Source organism: Mycobacterium sp. (assembly GCF_046091765.1).
Classification (GTDB): Bacteria; Actinomycetota; Actinomycetes; order Mycobacteriales; family Mycobacteriaceae; genus Mycobacterium.
The window spans coordinates 1-21,150 of record NZ_JBJTCF010000025.1 but is presented as its reverse complement, the minus strand read 5'-3'; the positions used below and the strand labels follow the sequence as shown (position 1 = coordinate 21,150).

Sequence of the window (21,150 nt, the reverse complement as noted above, 5' to 3'; positions counted from 1 at the left end):
GCCGCCGTCGCCGCCGTTGCCGCCGTTGCCGTTGGTGGAGACACCGCCCGCGCCGCCGTTGCCTCCGGTCGCCCGCCAGTTGCCGACGGCGGTGGTGGTCGCCGCCCCGCCCTTGCCGCCGGTGCCGGCTGTGCCGTTGCTCGCGTTGCCGCCGGAGCCGCCGTTGCCGCCGAAGGCCCGTCCGCCGGTGCTGCCCGCGTCACCGCCGGCGCCGCCGGCGCCGCCCGAGCCGGTGGTCGATCCGCTGGTGCCGCCGTTGCCGCCGGCGCCGCCGTTGCCGCCGGTGGCTGTCGTGGTGCCGCTGCCGGTGGCCTTGCCGCCGTTGCCGCCGTTGCCGCCGTTGGCCCCGGAGCCACTGGCCGCCCGGGTCACCCCTCCACCGCTCAGACCGCCGATGCCCACGGTTCCGTCGTTGCCGCCGTTGCCGCCGTTGCCGCCGGTCGTCCCGCCGTCGGCGCCGTTGCCGCCGTTGCCGCCCGCACCGGCGTTGCCGCCGACGCCTCCGGCGCCCGCGGATCCGGTGGTTCCGCTCGGGCTGCTGGCGACACCGGCGGCTCCGCCGTTGCCGCCGGCCCCGCCGGCGCCTCCGACGCCGCCGTTGCCGCCGGTGGCGCCGATGGCGGTTGCGGTGAATCCGGCGCCGCCGATTCCGCCGGTGCCGCCGGCGCCGCCGATGCCGCCGTTGCCGGCGACACCGGTGGTGGCTTTGCCCCCGGCACCGCCGGCGCCGCCCTTGCCGGCCGCGGCGCCGGCGCTGCCGTTGTTGGAGATGTCGGTGCCGGCGGCGCCGGGACCGCCGCTGCCGCCGTTGCCGCCGTTGCCGCCGTTGCCGGCGAGTCCGCCGGTGGCGTCTCCGCCGGCGCCGCCTGCGCCGCCGTCGCGGGCGACATTGCCGGCCCCGCCGAGGACGCCGCCGTTGCCGCCGTTGCCGCCGCTGCCGGCGTTGCCAAACCCGCCGTCGGTGCCGGTGGTCGCGCCGCTGCCGCCCTTGCCTTCCACGCCGGCGTTGCCGCCGCGGCCGCCGTCGCCGCCGTTGCGGGTGACCACGGGTACGAACACGCCGCTGGCGCCGTTGCCGCCGGTGCCGCCGCCGGATCCGCTGCCGGCCGCGCCGCCGTTGCCGCCGCCGCCCTGGATGCCGGTGGTGGATCCGGAGCCGCCGGCCCCGCCGGCCCCGCCGTTGCCGCCGCCGCCGCCGTTGCCGCCCGCGCCGCCCGCTTGGGCGGCGATGGATCCGGTGGCGACTGCGTTGGCACCGGCCACGCCGGCTCCGCCGGTGGCGCCCGCGCCGCCGTTGCCGCCCACGCCGCCGTTGCCGCCGGCGCCGGTGGTTCCGGCGTTACCGGCGCTGGCTTGGCCGGCTGCCCCGCCGGCCCCGCCCGCTCCGCCGTTGCCGCCGGCCCCGCCGTTGCCGCCGTCTTGACCCGAGGCGCCCGCGGTCGCCCCGGTGGAACCGTTGACACCGTTGCCGCCGTTGCCGCCGATCCCGCCGGCCCCGCCGGCACCGCCGTTGCCGGCGTTGCCCGAGGTGGCGCCGCCGTTGCCGCCCGCACCGCCGGCCCCGCCGGCACCGCCGGTCTGCCCGGCGGTTCCGGACTGGCCGGCGGCGGTGGCGCCGGTGCCGTTGGCCCCGGCCCCGCCGTCGCCGCCGATCCCGCCGTTGCCGCCGTTACCGATGGCCCCGCCGTTGCCGCCGGCTCCGCCGCGCCCGCCGTCACCTTGCGCCGGGTTGTATCCGTTGCCGCCGTTGCCGCCGTTTCCGGCGGGCGCGCTGACCGCGGCTCCGCCGGCGCCGGCCGTACCGCCGGTGGTGCCGGCCGCACCGCCGGCGCCCGCGGTGCCGGGATTGCCGCCGTTGCCGCCGTTGCCGCCGTTGGGCCGGCCGAGGATGCCGTTGCCGCCCTCGCCGCCGTCGCCGGGTGCTCCGGCGTCACCGCCGGCTCCGCCGTCACCGCCGTTGCCGCGGGAGCCGTTCTGCAGCAGCCCGCCGGCGCCGCCGTCGCCGCCGGCTCCGCCGTTGGCGCCCTGGCCGCCGGCCCCGCCGTTGCCCGCTGCGGCGCCCGCACCGCCGCGGCCACCACCGCCGCCGGCCCCGCCGGCACCGCCGTTGCCCCCGGTGCCCGCACCGGCGCTGCCGATGCCCGGGGCCTTGCCGCCGGTCCCGCCGTCGCCGCCGCGTCCGCCTGCTGTGCCGCTCTGTCCTGCCCCGCCGGTGTCGCCGGGGGTGGTCCCCGCGCTGCCGTCGGCGCCGTTATAGCCCGCACCGCCGGCACCGCCGTTGCCGCCGGCGCCGCCTTGGACGCCGAACAACTCGAACGGGATCAGCCCGGCACCGCCGCCGGCGCCGCCCGCCCCGCCGTTGCCGGCGTCGATGCCCAGCGCGCCGTCGGCGCCGGCACCGCCGTTGCCGCCGGCGCCGCCGCTGCCGAAGGAGCCGCCGGCCCCGCCCGCGCCGCCGTCGCCGCCGTTGGTGCCCGCCGCCGCGCCCTGGGCGTTGAAGCCGTCTCCGCCCTTGCCGCCGTTGCCGCTCGGCGTTGTGGCAGCCGAGCCCTTGCCGCCGGCGTTTCCGCTGGGACCGCCCGCGGCTCCGCCTGAGCCGGCCGCTCCGGGCTCACCGCCGCTGCCGCCGTTGCCGCCGGTGGGCGCGGCCAAGGTGCCCGCACCACCGTCACCGCCGTCGCCGGGCGTACCGGCGTTCCCACCGTCGCCGCCGTTGCCGTCGACCCGTCCGGAAGAGCCACCGACTGAAAGCACCGTGACGGAGTCATCACTGGGGTTCGTCAGGTAGATGCGTGTGCCGTCGGGGCTGACCGCGATCAAGGTCGGATCGTTCCCGGTGACGAACGCCCGCACCACTCTGTTCGTTGCGGGATTCACGACCGACAATTGCCCGGTGCCGGGTTCGGTGACGTAGACACGCGTACCGTCGGGACTGACCGCTACCCCGCGTGGGTTTCCAAGTCCGGCGATCGTTGCCGAGATGCTGTTGGTGGCGGTGTTGATCACCAGAACCGAGTCGCTGTCGGGATTTGTGACATAGACCTGCGAACCGTCCAGGGATACCGCCAGCGACTCGGGCCGACTGAAACCTGCAATGGCGGCGGTCACGGTGTTGGTGGCGGTGCTGACCACCGACACCGAGTTACCGAAGGTGTTGACGACGTAGAGTCGGGTCCCGTCGGGGCTGATCGCCACTCCGCCGACCCCTGCGGTTGCGATCGTCGCACTGATTGCCTGGGTCGCGGTGTTGATCACCGGAAGGGGGATTTGAGTCGAGATGTAGGCGCGAGCCGAGTTGAGGCTGAATGCCACGCCGTTCGGTCCATCATTCACCGCGATCGTCGCGGTACGCGTATTGGTGCCCGGATCGATGACCGATACGGAGTCGCTTAACAAGTCCGCCACGTACACGTTCGAACCGTCGGGGCTCGCTGCTATCCCGAAGAACGGGCCATCGCCGACCGGGATGGTGGCAATCACCTGGTTGGTGACTGTGTCGATCACAGACACCGTGTCTGCTTCGAAGTTGTTGACGTAGGCGCGAGTTCCATTAGGTATCAACGTGATTCCGTGGGGTGAAACCCCGACAGGAACCGTGGCGATCACGGCATAGGGGGGATTCTGACCACTGCCGGCGGCTCCGCCGTTGCCGCCGTTTCCGCCGGTGCCGCTCCCTCCGCCGAGCCCGCCGTTGCCGCCGGCCGCGCCAGTACCGCCCGCGCCGCCGCTGGCGCCGTCACCGCCCCGACCGCCGTCCCCGCCGATGCCTCTGACTCCGTCCTCGCCGCTGGGACTCAGCGCCACGCCCGCGTCGCCGCCGTCCCCGCCGTTGCCGCCGGCTGCGCCGTTGCCGCCGGTGCTGCCGTCGCCGCCGTTGGGGGACTGCGCGCTGCCCGCGGCCCCGTCGGCGCCGCTGCCGCCGTTGCCGCCGTCACCGCCCGGACCGCCCGCTCCGCCGTCGCCCGCGGTGCCGGTGGTGGCTGCTCCGCCTGCTCCGCCGGTTCCGCCGTTGCCGCCGGCGGTGCCGTTCTGGCTGGATCCGGGTGCGCCGTTGTAGCCGCCGCCGCCGTCACCGCCGGCGCCGCCGTTGCCGGCGACCCCGAAGGTGGTGTCGCCGCCCTTGCCGCCCTTGCCGCCGTCACCGCCGGGGCGGCCTTCGATGGTGGAGGTCCAGCCGTCGCCGCCGCGGCCGCCCTTGCCGCCGTCGGCGATCGCGCCGCCGGTGCCGGCTGTCGCGCCGGATCCGCCGGCGCCGCCGCCGCCGCCGGCGCCGCCGTCGGCGCCGTCACCGCCGTTGGGGTTGGCCTCATCACCGGCAGTGCCGTCGGCGCCGTCGGCGCCGGCCCCGCCGGCTCCGCCGTTGCCGCCGTTGCCGTCGGTTCCGGTGCCGCTGGAGTCACCGCCATTGCCGCCGCCGCCACCGGTGCCGCCGTTGCCGCCGCCGCTGCCGGCTTCGCCGGGGTTGCCGCCGGCCACGCCGTCACCGCCGGTGCCGGCGTTGCCGCCGGCTCCGCCGTTACCGGCTGCGCCGTCGACGGAGTCGCCGCCGTTGCCGCCGTTGCCGCCGGCGCCGCCGTTGCCCCCGGTGAGCGCGTTTCCGCCGGACCCGCCTGCTCCGCCGTTGCCGCCGTTGCCCGAACCGGTCGCGTCGAAGCCGTCGCCGCCGGCGCCGCCCTTGCCGGCATCGGCGGCCGCGCCGTCGGCGCCGGCGTCGGCCCCGGGGCCGCCCGTACCGCCGAGGCCCAGCGCTCCGCCGTTGCCGCCGTTGCCGCCGGTGCCGCCCGCGGGTGTCTGCGCGTCGCCGGCCGCGCCGCTGCCGCCGGCGCCGCCGGCCCCCGCGTCACCGCCGTCACCGCCGTTGCTGCTGGGCGCATCGGTGCCGGCCTTGCCGGTCCCGCCGCCGCCGGCCCCGCCGGCCCCGCCGGCCGCGCCGCTGCCGCCCGCGCCGCCGCTGCCACCGGTGCTGCCGTTCTCACCCGCGCCGCCGGGCGCGGTTCCGGCTGCGCCGGTGTAACCGCCGCCGCCGGCTCCGCCGTTGCCGGCGGTGCCCGCGGTGCCGCCGTTGCCGCCGTTGCCGTCGGCGCCGTCGGCCGCCTTGCCCCCGCCGGTGCCGCCGGCGCCGCCTGCCCCGCCGTTGCCGCCGGCCCCGGCGTCCCCGCCGGCGCCGCCGTCCTGGCCCGCGGTGAGCGGATCGGTGCCGCTGCTACCGCCCGCGCCGTTGCCGCCGTCGCCGCCCGCTCCGGCGCTGCCGCCGTCAGCGCCCGCGGCGCCGGCCGCGTCCAGGCCGGCCTTGCCGGTGCTGCCGCCCCCGGCGCCTGCCGCGCCGCCGGATCCGCCGCTGCCGCCCGCGCCACCGTCACCGCCGGCCGTGCCGCTCTGGCCGGAGTCGCCCGGTTGGGCCCCGGCCAGTCCGGTGTAGCCGGCTCCACCGTTGCCGGCGATACCCGCCAGACCCGCGAGGCCGCCGTTGCCGCCGTCGCCGTCGGTGCCGGCGTTGCCCGCGATCGCGGCCCCGCCCGCCCCGCCGGATCCGCCGGACCCGCCGTTGCCGCCGTCGCCGCCATCCCCGCCGGGTCCGCCCGCGACGTTGGGCGCGGTCGCGTCGGCGCCGGTCGCGCCGTTGCCGCCGTTGCCGCCGTTGCCGCCCGCTCCGCCCTTGCCGCCGGCCCCGCCGTCGCCGCCCTTGGAGCCGCCCCGACCGCCCGCGCCACCGTTGCCGGCCTGGCCGCCGCGCTCACCGCCGCCACCCGACGCGCTGGGCAGCACTCCGTTGATGCCGTTGACGCCGCTTGCGGCGTTGCCGCCGGCACCACCGGCGCCACCGGTGCCGTAGGCGCCGCCGTTGCCGCCGACCCCGCCGTTGCCGCCGACACCACCGGAGGTCAGCGCGCTGAACCCGGCGCCGCCGACACCGCCGTTGCCACCCGAGGTGGCGCCAACTCCGTTGGCGCCCTTGGATCCCGCGGTGCCGCCGGTGCCGAAGCCGGCCGCTCCACCGGCCGCGCCGCTTCCGGCGGTGCCGGGATCCCCGCCGTCCCCGCCGTCCCCGCCGTCGGGGGTGGTGGCGTCACCGGCTGCGCCGTTGCCGCCGCGCCCGCCGATGCCGGCCGATCCGCCGCTGCCGCCGTTACCGCCGTCACCGGCGTTCGCGCGCCCACCGAAGAAGATCAGGAACCGGCCGTAGCCCGCGCCGCCACCACCGCCGCCCACGCCGCCGCCACCGCCGTTGCCACCGTTGGTCCCATCCCCACCGTCGGCGCCGGCCACGGTCGCATCCGCCCCGTCCACACCGGTGCCGCCCGTGCCGCCGTTACCGCCCGCGCCGCCCTTGCCCCCGGCCCCGCCGAAACCGAAGACCCACGAACCGTCGCCGCCCTCGCCACCGCTGCCGCCGGTGCCGCCGGCGCCGCCGTTACCGCCGGGCACACCCGTGAGGCCGGCCGCGCCGGCCCCGCCGGCCCCGCCGATCCCACCGTTGCCGATGATCGACAGCAGGCCCGTGGACCCGCCGTTGCCGCCCACCCCGCCGGCCCCGCTGATCGAGGTGGCCGTACCGCCGGTGCCTCCGGCACCACCCGAGCCGAGCACCAGCCCGCCGCGCCCGCCGTTGCCGGCGTCGCCGCCGCTGATTCCGGTGCCTCCGGCGCCGCCGATTCCCCCGCGGTGCCACCGGGCGCGCAGCCCCGCGTTGCCGCCGGCCCCGCCGGCGCCGCCGGTCCCGGCCCCGCCGGATCCGCCCTTGCCGCCGGTGCCCGCGAAGCCCAGCAGCGAGAGCAGTCCGGTGTTGCCGCCGATGCCGCCGGTTCCGCCGGTGTTGGCGGTCAGGACCGCGGCCACCCCGCCGGCCCCACCGTTGCCGCCGTTGCCCAGCAGCAGACCGCCGCTGCCGCCGTTGCCCCCGGCCTGGCCGATCAGCCCGGCCCCGCCGTCGCCGCCGCTGCCGATCAACGCCGCGTTGCCGCCGTTGCCCCCGTTGTAGCCGTCCCCGCCGTTTCCGATCAGACCGGCGTTGCCGCCGGTGCAGGCCTGCCCGCCGGTGCACGACGCGGCCGTCCAGGAATAACCGTTGCCCAGCAGCAGACCGCCGTTGGGATTGGCGGCGGTGCCGTTACCGATGAAGATCCGGATGAAATCGGCGATCGGGTTCGGCGCCCCCTGCGCGGCTGCCGGGGTGCGCGCGATCCCCGAAGCGCCGTCGGTCTCGCGGCGGGCGACCGCCGCCGCAGCCCACACCAGCGCGGCTGATCCCGGCCCCTCCCCGTTGCCCGAACCCAGCCAGGACAGCACCTCATCACCGAGGGCGCTCGCCGAACCCTCGGCCGGGGCCGGCGCGGCGCTGAGCGCCGGTGCGGAAGTCACTGCGCCCGCCCCCGCCTCAGCGGTCGCTGAAACCGTGGCCGAACTGGCCGTCTCACCGGCCGCTGACGGCGCGTCGGTGATCGCCGCGGTGACCGGTGCCAAGCGGCGCGTGCCCCCGCCGCCGGCCGAAGCGCCGGTCGGGGTCTGCGCGCCCCCGCCGCCGACCGTGGTGAGCGCGGACCGACCGGAATCGCGATCGGGCTCAGATCCCGACACCGGGCCCGACGCCGGGCCTGCCGGGCGCGCTCCCGCGCCACCGGGGGAGGAGTTGTCGGCAGCAGGGGCCGCCGCCTCGGTGCGCGCCGGGCGCGGCCCGCGCCGGGTGGCCGACTGTGCCGCCGACTTCGAGGCCGCCTCAGATGCCGCGTCAGATGCCGTCTCCGAGGCCGAGCCCGCCGGTGAGGACGAGGACCCCGGCGAGCCCGTCGTGTCCGCCGCCGCGACCGAGGGCAGCCACAGCGCCACTGCACCGACCCCCAGGGCCACCGCCAGTGACCCCACCCGGCCCACGTATTTCGCCGGACCGCAGTTGCCCAGCTCGGTCACCGTCCGCGATCCGGACTCGATCGGGCGCACCCGACCCATTACTGGAGTCCGACGCCGCGAAAACTGGCCGTGCTTGCCCATGGGGGATGTCCTCTCCAACTGTGGCGACTGGTGCTGATGCTTGGCCGACAAAACCCGGCGCGCACGCCGAGATCGAGGAGCCGGCAAGCTGACCATAGCGGCCCGTCATGCCGTGCGTCGCAAAACTCGCGAGAATGCTCACCCCCACCAGGCGGCCGCGCTCGTAGCTACCGTTCCCAGATCGGTTACTGGTGTTCAAAGACTCAAAGATGCCGAAGGGCAAATCACTACCCGGTCATCACCCCGCAGTTTCGGGACTCACCGGGAACGATCCAGCTAAGGCCACCGCGACACGCTCAGAACACGCTGTAGCCGCCGTCGAGCACCAGGGTCTGACCGGTGAAATAACCCGAGCCCGGGCCGGCCAGCCACACCGCGACGGCCGCGAAGTCCTCGGGCGTCCCCCATCGCCGCAGCGGAATCCGGGGCAGGATCTTGGCCTGCGCGGCGGGGGAGTCCAGCAGTCCCTCGGTCATCGCCGCCCGGGTCCAGCCGGGCACGATCGCGTTGACCCGAACACCGTCGCGGGCCAGTTCGACGGCGAGCCCCCGGGCCATCGCGGCCAGGGCGGCCTTGGCCCCGGCGTAGTGCGTGGCGAAGGGCAGTCCGTCGCTCATCGACACGCTGCTGGTGAACACGATCGACCCGCTGCCGCGCGCCTTCATGTGCCCGGCGACCGCCCGCACCGTGAAGAACTGCCCGTCGAGGTCGACCGCCATCACCCGGCGCCACTCCTCGGTGGACATCGCGTCGATCGGTGACGGGTGCCCGCCTACCCCGGCGTTGGCGAAGCACGAGTCGATCCGGCCGAAGTGCTCCAGGGTGCGCTCAGCCGCGGCGCTCACCGCCGCCTCGTCGCTGACGTCGACGCCGAAGGCGGCCACCGGTGCGGGCCCGTCGGCGGCCAGTTCGGCGGCGGTCGCCTCGTTGCGCGCGGTGTTGGTGCCCCAGATCGCCACGGACGCGCCGGCCCGGTGCAAGCCCCGGGCCATGCCCATCCCGATGCCGCTGTTGCCACCCGTCACCAGGGCGACGTGTCCGGTGAGGTCATGCCATTCGGTCACCCGACGACCCTATCGGCCAGGCGCCCGGCGAGATCATGCCGGCGAGATCATGTCGGCTAGATCATGTCCCTGTCGGTGAGCCAGCGCATGATCGGCCAACCGACGAACACCGGAAGCCACACCGTCAGCACCCGGTAGAGCAGCACCGCGGGAACGCCGATCGCCGTCGGCACGCCGAACGCCGCCAGCCCGCCGATCAGGGCGGCCTCCACCGCGCCGACCCCGCCGGGTGTGGGCGCGGCCGAGGCCAGCGTCCCGCCGACCATGGTGACCACCGTGACCGTGACGAAGTTGGTGCCGCCGCCGAACGCCCCGATGCTGGCCCACAGGGCCAGCGCCGCACCGAGGGTCGTTCCCGCACAACCTAATACGATGATCGCGAAACGCTTGGGCTCGCGCACCAACTCGATCAGGTCGCCACCGACCTCGGTGATCTTGGGCCGGATCGCGGTGTCCAGCCAGCGCCGCAGCTGCGGGACGAACAGGAACGTGCCCAGCACGCCCAGTGCCACCCCGCCGATCAGATAGAGCAGCGTGGTCTTGGGCACGAAATGCGACAGGTCGGCTGATGCCCCCGCGGCGATACTGAAGAAGATCAGCAGCGCGACGTGGGTGATCACCTGGACGGCCTGCTGGACGGCGACCGCCGCCGTCGCGCGCACGGTGCCCAGTCCCGCCTTCTGCAGGAACCGCGTACTGAGTGCCAGCCCGCCGACGCCCGCGGGTGTGGTCGTCGCGGCGAAGGTGTTGGCGAACTGCATGATGACCAGGTTGCGGAAGGGCACCATCCCCGCCGCGCACGCCCACAGGCCGGCCGCGGCGCCGACGTAGGTCAGCGCCGAGACGGCCAGGCCCAGCAGTGCCCACCACCAGTTCGCGGTGCGCAGCTCGTTGAGGAAGGCGGGCACCGTGCTGATGAACGGGTAGGCGACGTAGACCAGGGCGACCAGCAGCACCAACTGAATGAGTTGGTTGCGGGTGAAGCGGGTGATGGTGGCGGTCTGGATCTTGTCGGCGCCGGTCTGGTGCTTGACCTCCTCGCGGGCGGCGGCCATCACCGCCTTGGCATCGCCCACCTCGCGGCGGATCCGGGCCGGGATGGCCGAGCGGGTCAGCCGGCGTGACGCGTCGAGCACCGCGTCGGAGCCCACGGCGTTGATCGCCGCGCGCACCGCCTGCTCCGCGCCGAAACGCGCGGTCGTGGTGACCAGCAGCTGAGCCACGTCGGAGAGCAACTGCTCCTCGGAGGCGCCGTATTCGGCGTTGCCGAAACCGCCGAACAACGCCGCCCCGCCGTCGACGGTGATCTCGCCCAACCGCACGTCGCCGTGGGAGATCTGGTGGCGGTGCAGCACGCCCAGCGACTCCCACACCTTCGCCGCCAGACCCTCGTCGCCGGCCTGCTCGAGCGGGACTCCGCGCGCCGGGGTGTGGGCGAACATCGTCCAGCCCCGCTCCAGGCCGGTCGCCGTCAGCGTCCTGGTGTTGGCCACGCCGAGGTCGCCCACGGCGATGGTCATCAGCGCGCGGTGTTCGATCGCGCGGTGCATAGAGGTCTGCAGCGGGCCGGTCTCGGTGTCGCGCAACACCAGCCAGCGCCAGAACTGGCGCAGCGCGCCGCCGCTGCGCTGATTGGGTCCGTACAGTTCGACCACCGCCGCACCGGTGTCGGAGGCCGCCGAGAGTTCCAGCGGCCCGTGTCCGGCCGGGCGCACGACGGTCAGGGTGTCGGGGGCCAGCCCGCGGCGGGTCAGCGCGCGCACCGCGCCCTCCAACGGCACCTCCAGCGCAGGCGTGCCCACCAGCAGCACCACCAGAGCGCCCACGAACCAGCCGACCGCCAGCCCCAGCAGCGAGCGGGCCGGCACCACCGCGCTGACCAACAGATGGATCGGGACGAAGGCCAGCAGCAGCGCCCACCACCACCGTCGCCAGCGGGTCGGCAGCCAGGGGCCCGACACGGTCAGCACCGCGGCGAGCATCGCGATCCAGCGCGGGTCGTCGAGGAACTGGGACAGGTTCGTCGAAAGCCGCTCGGAGAGGTCGAAGTGCCAGCGCGGTGCGGCGATGCCCTCGCCGGTGATCGACAGCGCCAGCACCGCAACGAATCCCGCGGCGGCGTAGGCGCCGAGCAGCTTCCACTGCCGTCCGACGATCAGCCCGACGAGGATCACGAACGGCAACGCCATGATCGCGATGCCGTAGCAGAGGTAGACCAGGTTGGACTGGGTGGGGGTGAGCACGCCGACGATGCGAGAAACCGAACGCTCCAGGCCCACCCAGTCGCTGCGGGTGATCAGCGAGCTGGTGATGACGAGCGCCAGAAACAGCGCGGCCAGCGTCAGGCGCACGATGTCGGTGGTGCGCCGGGTCAGCGGCAGCAGCAGGCTGCCCGAAACACTGACCTCGCGCCCGTCGACTCGCACCGCGTCGGTCAGCCGGCCGGTGCCGGCGGCAGGTTCTGGTCGGGTGGCGCCTGGCCCAGCAGCGCACCTCGGAGGTCGCCGGCCTGATACATCTCGCGCAGCCGCTGCAGGAAGGCGATCCGTCCGGTGCCCGGGTCGTCGGCGTCGGGGCCGATGCCGGGCGCCGGGGTGCCCTCGCCGGGCCCGGCCGGGGCGGCGTTCTGCGGGACCAGGTACTCGGGGGCGAACGCGCTCAGGGTCGGGACGCCCGCCGCGGCGGCCTCGCCCGGTGCCTGCGGGACGTCGGTCTGGCCGAGCAATAGGTTGGCGGCGTAGGCCGACAGGTCCGGCAGCCCGAACGGTCCCGCCGGGGCGCTGCCCGTCTGCGCCAGCACCGAGCCGATCGCCGAGGGTGGCGGGATCAGTCCGGGTGGGGCCGGCTCGGGCGGCGGTTCGGCGTGCGCCGGGGTGGCGCCGGCGAGCGCGCCGGTGACCGCCGCGATCACCAGCCGACGCATCCGTGCTCCCATGATGGCTACTGCTTGCAGAGCGCGGCGATCTTCTTGCTGGTGGCCTCCGCGGAGCGCAGCCGTGTCGACTGATCGGGGGTGTCGTTGGACACCCCGGCGAGCGCGTTCATCGCGATGGTGTTGAGGTCATCAGCGAGCGAGCGGACGTCGCCGGCCAACTCCTCGGGGGTGTTGGGCGGCAGTTTGTCCAGCAGGTAGGCCGCACCGCCGGCCATCGCGAGACGCGCGTTGGCGGCGATCGCCTCGGTGGCAAAGGCCGTCACCGGGCCGAGGTCGGCGGGCGGGGTGATGTTGGTCCGCAGCGACACCGCTTCGGACACCGTCTTGAACGCACCGCACACCTCGACCTTGGGGTCGGCGACGGCCCCCGGGGTCGCGGTCTTGGGCTCGGGCTTGACCAGCGCCCACCCGGCGGCACCGGCCGCGAGCAGGGCGATGACCAGCGCCAGCGGCGCGATCCAGCGCGCAGCGGAGGGCTTTGCGACCGGAACGGGGTAGTACGGCGGTTCAGACATGGCGAAGATGCTACGCGCCCCGCGCGCGTACCCTCGAAACCATGAGGCGATCGCGTGATCTGCGCAATCTGCTCGGCGTGGGGGCCAGCGGCCTGCTGGTTTCGGTCGGGCTGAGCGTCGCCGCGCCGGCGGCCGTCGCCCAGGACTGCGCCCCGGGCTTCGTGCGCAACCCCTACAACGCGCAGTGCCTCGCGCCAGTCATCACCCCGACCATCAACGGCATTCCGTGCGTTCCCAGCAACCTGGGGCTGTGCCAGTCGTTCGTGCAGAACCAGCAGCCCCCGCGCGTTCCGCAGACCACCGTCGGGTGAGCCGGACGCTCACTGAATCTTGACGACCGTCAGGATGACCGGGTCGTCGGATCTGACGACTGTTTCGGCGCCCGGCTTCATGCCCACCACCTTCCAATCCGCCGGCCGTGAAATAGAGCTGTGTTCTGTGTTCGACGACGCAAGTTCCACGTTGGTGAGTCCGAGATCCTCCAGCTTCGCCGTAGCGACGTCGGCGCTCTGACCGTACATATCGGGAAGGGTCACGTACGTGACCGGAGCTGCGGTCGAAGGCGCCGACGGGGCAGAAGTTGCTGAGACAGTGGCCGGCGCCGGCGGCTCAGCTTTCCCGCAAGCCACCAACATCAGTGCGGACCCCGCCACTAGGAAGAGCTTTTTCCACTTCATGACACGAGAGGGTACCTGGGGCTGACCCGGTGGACCCCCTCGCCGGGGGGTGACCGCCGGGTATCCGGCAGGCAATCAGGCCAGGCCCGTTGACCGGGCCTGGTCAGCACTGCCCGAGCGCGGCAGTCACTCGGACTTGCTGTGGGGCGCGAGGAGTTGAGCCCACGATCGGGCCATCATCGCGTACTCATCCGCACAGGTTTTCGCTCGGCTCTCAGGCAGCGTCCACTCGGCGAGGTTCGGCCGATCGGCGCTGATCTTGGACTCCACGTCCCCGGTCACGAAGTGGTCGTGCTTCGCAGGGTCGGAACCGTACGTCCAGCACAGCATGTTGTACATGCGGGAATGATTCGAGGGATGCCTGGAAGCGAAATCGACCTCTAGGTGACCCTTCGAGCCTTCGTCGTACTGATCGAACATCCGGGCGTAATCGAGGACCGCCTCTTCGGCGCCGGGTTCCACGTTGCCGTTCTCGTCCGGGGCGAGCAGTAGGAAAACCACAAGCTGGTCGGCGGCGTCCTCTTCCCGACCGGTTATCGGTAGGGCGCCGAAATCAATTGCTGCATGAGCAAGTTCGTGATAGTAGGTGGCTAGTGTGGCATTGAGCGCCGCCGGGATCGGATCGGGGTCGCCGATCGCTTTGAAATTACGCAAGCTCAGGTCGGCGTCCTCGTAGCACAGCGTGATCTTCTTCTCGGCGAAGTTCCAGAAAGCATTCGGCGCGTCGCACTGCGCCCCGACCAATGCGATGTCAAAGGGGAGTTTCAGCGTGTTATTGGTCTTCTCGGCCAGATTCTCGAGCAGATGCGCCCGCTTCATCAGCGAACGACCGACGATTGCCGAACCACTGCTGGCACCCTCGTACGTCGCCGTGACCTTCGGTTCGGGTTCGCCCGAACTGCATCCCGGCACGAGGAGTGCCGCTATGACCGCGGCACCCGAGAGGGATAACCGCGCCACCACAGGGAGCGAACTTAGTTGTCGCCCGGAACGGCAGTCGCCGGCGCCGGAGCTGTCACCGCGGGACCGAACGAGTTCGGAGCTTTAGTCTGACCCGGGTCCGGATTCGTTTGGGGCCGCTTGGACTCGACGTTGTTCCCCGCCGGTGCGGTCGGTGCCGGGGACTCCTTGGCGCTGCACCCGACCACCAGCGCCATACCGGCGACGGCCAGACCTGCCGAGGTCACTGCGATTTTGCGGACAAGAGTCTGCTTAGACATCTTTATTTGGTACCAGGTTCGCGTGTGTGACGCAAATCCTTCGGGGCGTCGATCGAGGCCGTCAGGTTTTCGTAACGACCTTGTTCAACAGGCGTGATGCCCAGTTCGGCGACACCTGGGCAAGGGCGCCGAGGACCCTGGTCTGCCGGCCCACCGGGTAGTGCACCCGCGGCAGCCAGCTGCGGGCCGGCCGGGTCGCGGCGTAGATCGCCGCGGCGACGTCCTCGGCACTCAGGTGCACCCCCAGCGTCCGGGTGCTGCGGGTTTCCACACCGTCGACCATCGCGGTGTCGACGAACAGCGGCCACATCGCGATCATCCGGATGCCGTGTCGGCGCCACTCCAGTTCCAGGGCCTCGGTCAGCCCGCGCACGGCGAACTTGGTGGCCGAGTAGGTGGCCAGTTCGGGCTGGCCGTAGATCGCCGAGGCCGAACACAGGTTGACGGCCTGCGCCCCCGGGGTGTCCCGCAGGTAGGGGAACGCGCAGTGCAACCCGGCGATCGCGCCGTAGACGTTGACGTCGACCATCCGGCGCTGCGCCGCCAGCGGGATGCCCTCGAAGTGCCCGGCGCTGAGCACCCCGGCGTTGTTCACCAGGATGTCGAGCCGCCGTGAGCGTCCGGTGAAGGCCGCCAGTTGCGCCGACCAGTCCTCGGCGTCGGTGACGTCCAGACCGCCGATCGCGATCTGGCCGCCGCGGGCGGTGATCTCCTCGCGCAGCGTGGCCAGCCCCGCCAGGTCGACGTCGTAGCCGCCGACCCGATAGCCGTGCCCGGCGAAGGTCAGTGCGGTCGCGCGGCCGATCCCGGCGGCGGCGCCGGTGATGAAGATCGACGGTGCGCTCTCAGTCATCGGTCCTGTCTACCCGAGCGCGGCCCCGCTGGCGATACCAGTCGATGAGCTCGGGGCGGTCGACCGCGCGCAGGTCGAGGGACACTGCGTCGCGGCCTGCCAGGATCGCGGCGATCGGCACTTCGAGTTTTTTGCCGGTGCGGGTGTGCGGGATGCCGGGAGCGGCGATCACCTCGTCGGGCACGTGCCGCGGCGAGAGCCGGTTTCTGATCTGCGCCCGGATCGCCGCGATCAGGTCGTCGTCGAGATGACGTCCCTCGGCCACGGTGACGAACAGCGGCATCCAGTAGTCGCCGTGCGGGCCGTCGACACCCACGATCAGCGCCTCGGCCACCTCGTCCATGGCCTCGACGACCTCGTAGATGTCAGCCGAACCCATCCGGATGCCGTGGCGGTTGAGGGTCGCGTCGCTGCGCCCGTGGATGATCACCGACCCGCGCTCGGTGACCGTCACCCAGTCGCCGTGGCGCCATACGCCCGGAGCCGGGCCGTTCGCCCAGCGGTGATCGAAATACGCTGCGCGGTAACGGGATCCGTCGGGATCATCCCAGAAGGAGATCGGCATCGACGGCATCGGCGTGGTGATCACCAGCTCACCGACCTCACCGATGAGCGGTTGGCGGGTCGCTGACCAGCTGTGCAGGTCCACGCCCAGGTATCGGGTGCTGAGTTCGCCGGCCCGCGCCGGGATGCCCGCGGTGCCGCCGGCGAAGGCGCTCACCACGTCGGTGCCGCCGCTGAGGGAGGAGATCGCCGCTCCGCCGACCGCCGGGCCGGCCCAGTCGAACAGTTCGGCCGACAGCGGCGAGCCGGTGCTGCCCAGGGTGCGCAGCGCACGGAGGTCGCAGCCGTCGGCGGGGCGCAGTCCGGCTTTGCGCGTGGCCAGCAGGTGACCCGGGCTGGTGCCGAAGTAGCTGACCCGCTCGGCCTCGACGAGCCGCCAGAGCCGCTCGGGCCCGGGATGCAGCGGATGACCGCTGTAGCTGACGATGGTCGCGCCGCACAGCAGCCCGGCCAGCCGGAAGTTCCACATCATCCAGCTCAGCGCGGTCTGCCAGAAGAACACGTCGGACTCATCGAGGCCGGCGTGCAGGGCGGCGGTCTTGAGGTGCTCGACGATCACCCCGCCGTGGCCGTGCACGAGTCCCTTGGGCCGCCCGGTGGTGCCGGAGGTGAACAGCACCCACAGCGGGTGGTCGAAGTCGACCGCGCTGACCTCGGGCTCGACCGGGCTCTCGATCACCTCGCGGTAGTGCGCGCCGTCGAGCAGCAGCACCGGGGGTTGGCCGGGCAGCAGCGCGGCCAGTTCGTCGGTGTCGCGGCGCTTGTCGATCCAGCGGCCGGTGAACCGGTAGCCGCCACAGCTGATCAGCACCGTGGGCGCGAGCTGTCCCAACCGGGCGGCCGCCCCCTGCGGTGCGTAGTCCTGTCCGCAGGCCGACCACACCGCGCCGATCGCGGCGGTGGCCAGGAACGCGATGACCGCCTCGGGGACATCGGGGAGGTAGGCGCCGACCAGGTCGCCGGGGCCGACGCCGAGCCGGCGCAGTTCGGCGGCCAGCGCCCCGACCCGGCCGGGCAGTTGCGACCAGGCGATCTCGGTGCGGGTGCCGTCCTCGTCGACGCCGATCACCGCCGGGCCGGACCGCCCGCGATGGCGCAGCACCTGATCGACGTAGTTCAGCCGGACCCCCGGGAACCAGCGCGCCCCGGGCATGGCGGGGTCGGCGAGGATCGCGGTCTCGCCGTCGGCGGGTCCGGTGGCCGCACGGATGTCGAAGAACTCCCACACCGCCCGCCAGAACCGGGCGGGCTGTTCCACCGACCACCGCCACAGCTCGGCGTAGCCGCCGGTCGGTGCGCCGTGGCTGGCCGCGGCGGCCGCCGCGAACACGCGCCACCGTTCGTCGCCGGGGGAGTGGATCAGCGCCTCCTAGCTGAATTCGACGCCGGACACCTTGATCTGGTCGCCCTCGCGCAGCAGGGTCATCACCACCCGCCACTGCCGCGGGGCTTTCTGATCCTCGGGTGCCTGCGGGCCCTCGCGCCGCGAGGTCGCCGAGACCAGCACCACCGCGGTGTCTCCGGTCAGCGATTCCACCGCCGCGTCGTTGACGGTGGCCTTGGTGACGATCTTCTCCTCCTCGAGGGCCTTGACGAAGTCCTCGGAGGCGTCGGTGAACCCGGCCTTGAAACTGCCCGTCGACCCGTCAAGGACGCGCTGCACGGTCTCGCGCGCCGAGGTGTAGTCCACCGACATCAGGTTGATCACACCCTGGCGGGCGGCGGCTGCGTACTCGGCGACCAGCCGCCGGTGCTCGGACTCGGCGTGGTGCTCGCGCAGCATGAAGCCGGTCGCCCCCAGCAACCCGACGATCGCCAGTCCGGCCAGGGCCAGCGCGAGCGTCCCCCGCAGCGAGCGGGGCCGGGCCGGGGGGGCGGTCCCGATCTCAGACCCGGCCCCGGTCCCAGACTCGGCGCCGCTCTCGGACTCGGCGAGCCTGCCGCGCAATTCCGCGGCGCGCGCCCGTGCCTCGGCGGCGCGCGCCTCGGCTTCGGCCGCCTCGGCCTCGGCCTGCGCCAGCGGATCGACCAGCGGATCGACCGGCGGCGGGGGCTCGGAGGGACTCACGGCGACTCCTGGCTCTGGTCACAGCTGACGGCAATGTTCGCTTTCGGCCGCACCCGTCCCCGCACGGATGCGACAGTAATCCTGTGCGACCGACCGTAGCCGCTGCCGCCGGTCTGGTGGCCGCCGGACTGGTCATCCCCACCCCGGCGGCCGCCGACGAGTGCAGCGACGCCTTTTGCACGCCGGGCATCACCCCCGGCGTGGTGCTCGGCGCGCCCTGCCAGGACACCTCCTTCTACGTGTTCGGCACCACCTCGTGGGGCCGGCTGGTGTTCTGCGGATCTCCGCGGCGCTACGAGCCGCGCTACTTCCGCTCGCCGGTGATGATGGGCATCAAACAACTGGACACCAACTGCACCGGCTACGAGCGCGCGGTCGCCCAGGCCCCCGACGGGCTGTTCCTCACCTGCTCGTCGCAGAACAACGAGTCGATCTGGGTGCGCGGGGACGCCTGAGCGCGATCACCACAGTCGCAGCGAACACAGCGCACCCTTGGCGCCGGAGTTGCTCGCCAGCACCTGCCCATCGACGGCCAGGGTGCAGTGAAACGTCGGCGGGTTCGGCGATTGCCCACTGGTTCCCAGCACCATCGCCCAGTTCTGCGGGTCGGCCAGGCGCACCGTGAGCACCCAGGGCCGACCGGGTCCGACGTCGGCCTCCACGTTCGGGGTGAACACGTAGGGGTTGTGGCTGTACTCGGCGAAGTTGGGCGGATCGGTGTCGCGGTAGTAGATCTCGGCCGGGAACGGTTCGTCGGTATAGATGGTGTAGGTGACCTCATGCAGTGCGGGCCCCTCCGCGCCCGCCGGGACCGTCGCGGCGTAGCCGACGGCCGTGAGCGCGACCGATGCGGCCAGGCAAGCCGACGCCGGGACGAATCGCATGGTGCAGTCTGGCACGACACCTCGCACCGCAGCGCGCGTTTGCCCCGTCTAGGATCGGTTGACTTCGAGGTCCGGGAGGTGGGAATGGCCCCCGAGTGCGCCGACGCCCGGGTCGTCGGGCAGGAGGCCGACGGCTCCGACGCCGACCTGCCCGACCTCGCCGAGGCCGTCGAGGCCGCCGACGCCGAAGCGGCCGAAGCCGAGGCGCACGCCCAGCAGGCCCGTGCCCGCGCCGCGCGGCTGCGCTCGGCGGAGTCACGTCCGCGCCGCCGGCGTCGCGTCGCACTGGCCGCCGCCGCGGTGATCGGCGTCGCGGGACTGGCTCTGACCGCGACCATGCTGGTCAAGCACCGGGAGGTCGCCGCTCAGCGCGCCGAGGACAGCCAGCGCGTCGAGGCCGCGCGCACCGCCGTCACCGCGCTGCTGTCCATCGACCACACCCGGGCGCGGGCCGACGTGCAACGCGTCCTCGACGTCACCGCCGGATCCTTCCACGACGACTTCGCCCGCAGCGCCGACGATTTCGTGTCCACCGCCGAGCGCTACCAGACCGTCACCAAGGGAGAGGTCAAGGCCGCCGCGCTGCAGAACGCCACCGCCGACAGCGCGGTGGTGCTGGTGGCCGCGGTCTCGCAGGTGAGTAACGCCAGCGGAGCCCGCGAGGATCCGCGCCCGTTTCGGATGAGCGTGACGGTGACCCGCGACGGTGGGCAGTTCAAAATGTCGGATCTGGAGTTCGTGCCGTGAGCGCCGGGGAGGACACCGGGGAGCAGACCGCCGGGTTTGAGACCGTCGAGTCCGAGATCGCCGAGGAGGCCGCGGAGGTCGAGCTCGACGTGCCCGCGGCGTCGCCGCGCCCCCGGGGCTGGGTACGCCGGCGGTGGGCGGCGCTGCTCGCCGCCGTGCTGGTGGTCGGTTCGGCCGGCGCGGCCGGCGGGGTCTACTGGTGGGTCTACCGGCCCGACCAGTTGACCGGCGCCGCCGCCCAGCAGCAGGTGCTGACCGCGGCGCGGGAGGGCACCGAGGCGATCCTCACCTACGCCCCCGACACCCTCGACGCGGACCTGGCCAACGCCAAGTCGCGGCTGACCGGTGATTTCCTGGACCACTACAACCAGTTCACCGAGCAGATCGTCGCCCCGGCCGCCCGTCAGAAGGGGATCAAGACCGAGGCCAACGTGGCGCGCGCCGCGGTGTCGCGGATGACCCCGCAGACCGCGGTGGTGCTGGTGTTCGTCAACCAGGTGACCACCAGCAAGGAGCGGCCCACCCCGGCGCTGTCCACCAGCAGCGTGGAGGTGATCCTCGTCCGCGATCAGGACCGCTGGCTGATCTCTCAGTTCAATCCGATCTGATCCCCCGAAGACCCCCGAAGTCCCCGCCGCCGGGGACCTATGACCCTGGCTCGGTGGGACGGCGACCGGTGAGGCTGTCTGCAGCGGCAGTGATCGGAGGCGGCAGCGGATGGACACCGACTTTCCCGACCCTGAAACCTTGCGCGCGGTACTGACGCTGGCGACCCACGCCCCCTCGGTGCACAACTCCCAGCCCTGGCACTGGGTGGTCGGCCCCGACCGTTTGCATCTCTACGCCGACCCCGCCCGCCACCTTCGGCAGGCCGATCCGGACCGGCGCGATCTGCTGCTCAGTTGCGGGGCGGCGTTGCACCACTGCACGGTGGCGCTGGCCGCGATGGGCTGGCGGGCCGTCGTGGAGCGGCTGCCCGACCCGGCCGATCGCACTCTGCTGGCCACCATCGAGTTCGCCCGCCGGCCGCCCGAGGATCTCGACGTGATGCTGGCCGCCGCGATCACCCGCCGGCGCACCGACCGGCGCACCTACAGTTCCTGGCCGGTGCCGTGGGGCGACATCGCGCTGATGGGTGCGCGCGCCGCGCGGGCCGGGGTGATGCTGCGCCAGATCGACCTGCTGCCCCGGCTGCACGAGACCATCATCGAGTCGGCGTCCCGGCACGCCGCCGACCCCGACTACCTCGCGGAGCTGAGCGCCTGGAGCGGGCGCTATGGATCGCTGGCCGGTGTGCCGGCCCGCAACACCCCCGAGCCCGATCGGGCCGCGGCGGTCCCGGCCCGGGTGTTCGCCGGGCCCGCGCTGCGCCAGCCGCCGCACACCTCGGCGGCCGAGGACAGGGCGGTGCTCATCGCGCTGGGAACCGAGGCCGACGACGACCTGTCGCGGCTGCGGGCCGGGGAGGCCACCAGCCTGGTGCTGCTCTCGGCGACCGCGATGGGTCTGGCCACCTGCCCGGTGACCGAGCCGCTGGAGATCCCGCAGACCCGCGAAGCGGTGCGCGCCGACGTGTTCGGCCGGACCGGCTACCCGCAGATGCTGCTACGCGTGGGGTGGGCCGCGGTGGACGCCGA

17 protein-coding genes are annotated in these 21,150 nt (G+C 73.7%); 6 read left to right on the top strand and 11 right to left on the bottom strand.

Annotated features, from left to right (window positions below; all coding sequences use genetic code 11):
• Positions 1 to 7,359: YVTN family beta-propeller repeat protein (locus ACKOB8_RS02445; RefSeq protein WP_526375285.1), on the bottom strand; the 7,359-nt coding region annotated here is incomplete at its 3' end.
• A gap of 34 nt (positions 7,360 to 7,393) precedes the next feature.
• Here ACKOB8_RS02445 and ACKOB8_RS02440 point away from each other — a divergent pair.
• Positions 7,394 to 8,023 (top strand): hypothetical protein, encoded by a 630-nt coding sequence (locus tag ACKOB8_RS02440; RefSeq protein ID WP_526375283.1) that lies wholly within the window; start codon positions 7,394 to 7,396, stop codon positions 8,021 to 8,023.
• Between the two features lie 259 nt (positions 8,024 to 8,282).
• Here the strand turns inward: ACKOB8_RS02440 and ACKOB8_RS02435 are convergent, their stop codons facing one another.
• The 4 genes from ACKOB8_RS02435 to ACKOB8_RS02420 are packed head-to-tail and all read right to left on the bottom strand — an operon-like array spanning position 8,283 to position 12,500.
• Positions 8,283 to 9,050, bottom strand: coding sequence for an SDR family NAD(P)-dependent oxidoreductase (locus ACKOB8_RS02435; protein ID WP_526375281.1), 768 nt, complete (start codon positions 9,048 to 9,050; stop codon positions 8,283 to 8,285).
• 56 nt (positions 9,051 to 9,106) lie between these two features.
• Entirely contained in the window at positions 9,107 to 11,476 is a 2,370-nt protein-coding gene (locus tag ACKOB8_RS02430; RefSeq protein ID WP_526375279.1) for a lysylphosphatidylglycerol synthase transmembrane domain-containing protein, read from the bottom strand.
• 8 nt (positions 11,477 to 11,484) lie between these two features.
• Positions 11,485 to 11,985 carry a hypothetical protein gene (locus ACKOB8_RS02425; protein ID WP_526375277.1) on the bottom strand — a complete coding sequence of 167 codons (501 nt, stop codon included), beginning with the start codon at positions 11,983 to 11,985 and terminating at the stop codon, positions 11,485 to 11,487.
• Between the two features lie 5 nt (positions 11,986 to 11,990).
• Positions 11,991 to 12,500: a hypothetical protein gene (locus tag ACKOB8_RS02420; RefSeq protein ID WP_526375275.1), complete on the bottom strand. Its 510-nt coding sequence runs from the start codon at positions 12,498 to 12,500 to the stop codon at positions 11,991 to 11,993.
• 41 nt (positions 12,501 to 12,541) lie between these two features.
• Here ACKOB8_RS02420 and ACKOB8_RS02415 point away from each other — a divergent pair, with 41 nt between their 5' ends.
• Positions 12,542 to 12,811: a hypothetical protein gene (locus ACKOB8_RS02415; protein ID WP_526375273.1), complete on the top strand. Its 270-nt coding sequence runs from the start codon at positions 12,542 to 12,544 to the stop codon at positions 12,809 to 12,811.
• Positions 12,812 to 12,820: 9 nt separating this feature from the next.
• On the opposite strand, the gene ACKOB8_RS02410 is transcribed toward ACKOB8_RS02415, so the two are convergent.
• The 5 genes from ACKOB8_RS02410 to ACKOB8_RS02390 form a co-directional block, all read right to left on the bottom strand.
• Complete coding sequence (locus tag ACKOB8_RS02410) at positions 12,821 to 13,177, bottom strand: PASTA domain-containing protein (RefSeq protein WP_526375271.1); 357 nt, start codon at positions 13,175 to 13,177, stop codon at positions 12,821 to 12,823.
• Positions 13,178 to 13,303: 126 nt separating this feature from the next.
• Positions 13,304 to 14,137 carry a DUF4344 domain-containing metallopeptidase gene (locus ACKOB8_RS02405; protein WP_526375269.1) on the bottom strand — a complete coding sequence of 278 codons (834 nt, stop codon included), beginning with the start codon at positions 14,135 to 14,137 and terminating at the stop codon, positions 13,304 to 13,306.
• Positions 14,138 to 14,458: 321 nt separating this feature from the next.
• The gene (locus tag ACKOB8_RS02400; RefSeq protein WP_526375267.1) at positions 14,459 to 15,250 is read right to left on the bottom strand and encodes an SDR family oxidoreductase; all 792 of its coding nucleotides are present in this window, start codon (positions 15,248 to 15,250) and stop codon (positions 14,459 to 14,461) included.
• Complete coding sequence (locus ACKOB8_RS02395; protein WP_526375265.1) at positions 15,243 to 17,144, bottom strand: acetoacetate--CoA ligase; 1,902 nt, start codon at positions 17,142 to 17,144, stop codon at positions 15,243 to 15,245. Before ACKOB8_RS02395 ends, ACKOB8_RS02400 begins: the two co-directional genes overlap by 8 nt.
• Before the next feature lie 39 nt (positions 17,145 to 17,183).
• A complete protein-coding gene (locus ACKOB8_RS02390) occupies positions 17,184 to 17,882 on the bottom strand; it encodes an Rv1363c family protein (RefSeq protein ID WP_526375263.1) in 699 nt (232 codons plus the stop codon).
• An 83-nt stretch (positions 17,883 to 17,965) separates the two neighbouring features.
• On the opposite strand from ACKOB8_RS02390, the gene ACKOB8_RS02385 reads away from it, so the two are divergent.
• A complete protein-coding gene (locus ACKOB8_RS02385; RefSeq protein WP_526375261.1) occupies positions 17,966 to 18,337 on the top strand; it encodes a hypothetical protein in 372 nt (123 codons plus the stop codon).
• 6 nt (positions 18,338 to 18,343) lie between these two features.
• On the opposite strand, the gene ACKOB8_RS02380 is transcribed toward ACKOB8_RS02385, so the two are convergent.
• A complete protein-coding gene (locus ACKOB8_RS02380; RefSeq protein WP_526375259.1) occupies positions 18,344 to 18,766 on the bottom strand; it encodes an Rv2576c family protein in 423 nt (140 codons plus the stop codon).
• Positions 18,767 to 18,850: 84 nt separating this feature from the next.
• Between ACKOB8_RS02380 and ACKOB8_RS02375 the strand changes: the two genes are divergently transcribed.
• The 3 genes from ACKOB8_RS02375 to ACKOB8_RS02365 all read left to right on the top strand — a co-directional run.
• Positions 18,851 to 19,513, top strand: coding sequence for an Rv1363c family protein (locus ACKOB8_RS02375; RefSeq protein WP_526375257.1), 663 nt, complete (start codon positions 18,851 to 18,853; stop codon positions 19,511 to 19,513).
• Positions 19,510 to 20,121 carry a twin-arginine translocation pathway signal gene (locus tag ACKOB8_RS02370; protein WP_526375255.1) on the top strand — a complete coding sequence of 204 codons (612 nt, stop codon included), beginning with the start codon at positions 19,510 to 19,512 and terminating at the stop codon, positions 20,119 to 20,121. Before ACKOB8_RS02375 ends, ACKOB8_RS02370 begins: the two co-directional genes overlap by 4 nt.
• 109 nt (positions 20,122 to 20,230) lie before the next feature.
• The coding region (locus ACKOB8_RS02365; RefSeq protein WP_526375253.1) for a nitroreductase family protein at positions 20,231 to 21,150 on the top strand (920 nt) is incomplete at its 3' end.

What these genes read in the sequence shown, in the direction of transcription:
- ACKOB8_RS02425 (WP_526375277.1), bottom strand. Translation starts at nt 11,985, where the DNA reads ATGGGAGCACGGATGCGTCGGCTGGTGATCGCGGCGGTCACCGGCGCG.
- ACKOB8_RS02420 (WP_526375275.1), bottom strand. Translation starts at nt 12,500, where the DNA reads ATGTCTGAACCGCCGTACTACCCCGTTCCGGTCGCAAAGCCCTCCGCT.
- ACKOB8_RS02415 (WP_526375273.1), top strand. Translation starts at nt 12,542, where the DNA reads ATGAGGCGATCGCGTGATCTGCGCAATCTGCTCGGCGTGGGGGCCAGC.
- ACKOB8_RS02410 (WP_526375271.1), bottom strand. Translation starts at nt 13,177, where the DNA reads ATGAAGTGGAAAAAGCTCTTCCTAGTGGCGGGGTCCGCACTGATGTTG.
- ACKOB8_RS02400 (WP_526375267.1), bottom strand. Translation starts at nt 15,250, where the DNA reads ATGACTGAGAGCGCACCGTCGATCTTCATCACCGGCGCCGCCGCCGGG.
- ACKOB8_RS02380 (WP_526375259.1), bottom strand. Translation starts at nt 18,766, where the DNA reads ATGCGATTCGTCCCGGCGTCGGCTTGCCTGGCCGCATCGGTCGCGCTC.
- ACKOB8_RS02375 (WP_526375257.1), top strand. Translation starts at nt 18,851, where the DNA reads ATGGCCCCCGAGTGCGCCGACGCCCGGGTCGTCGGGCAGGAGGCCGAC.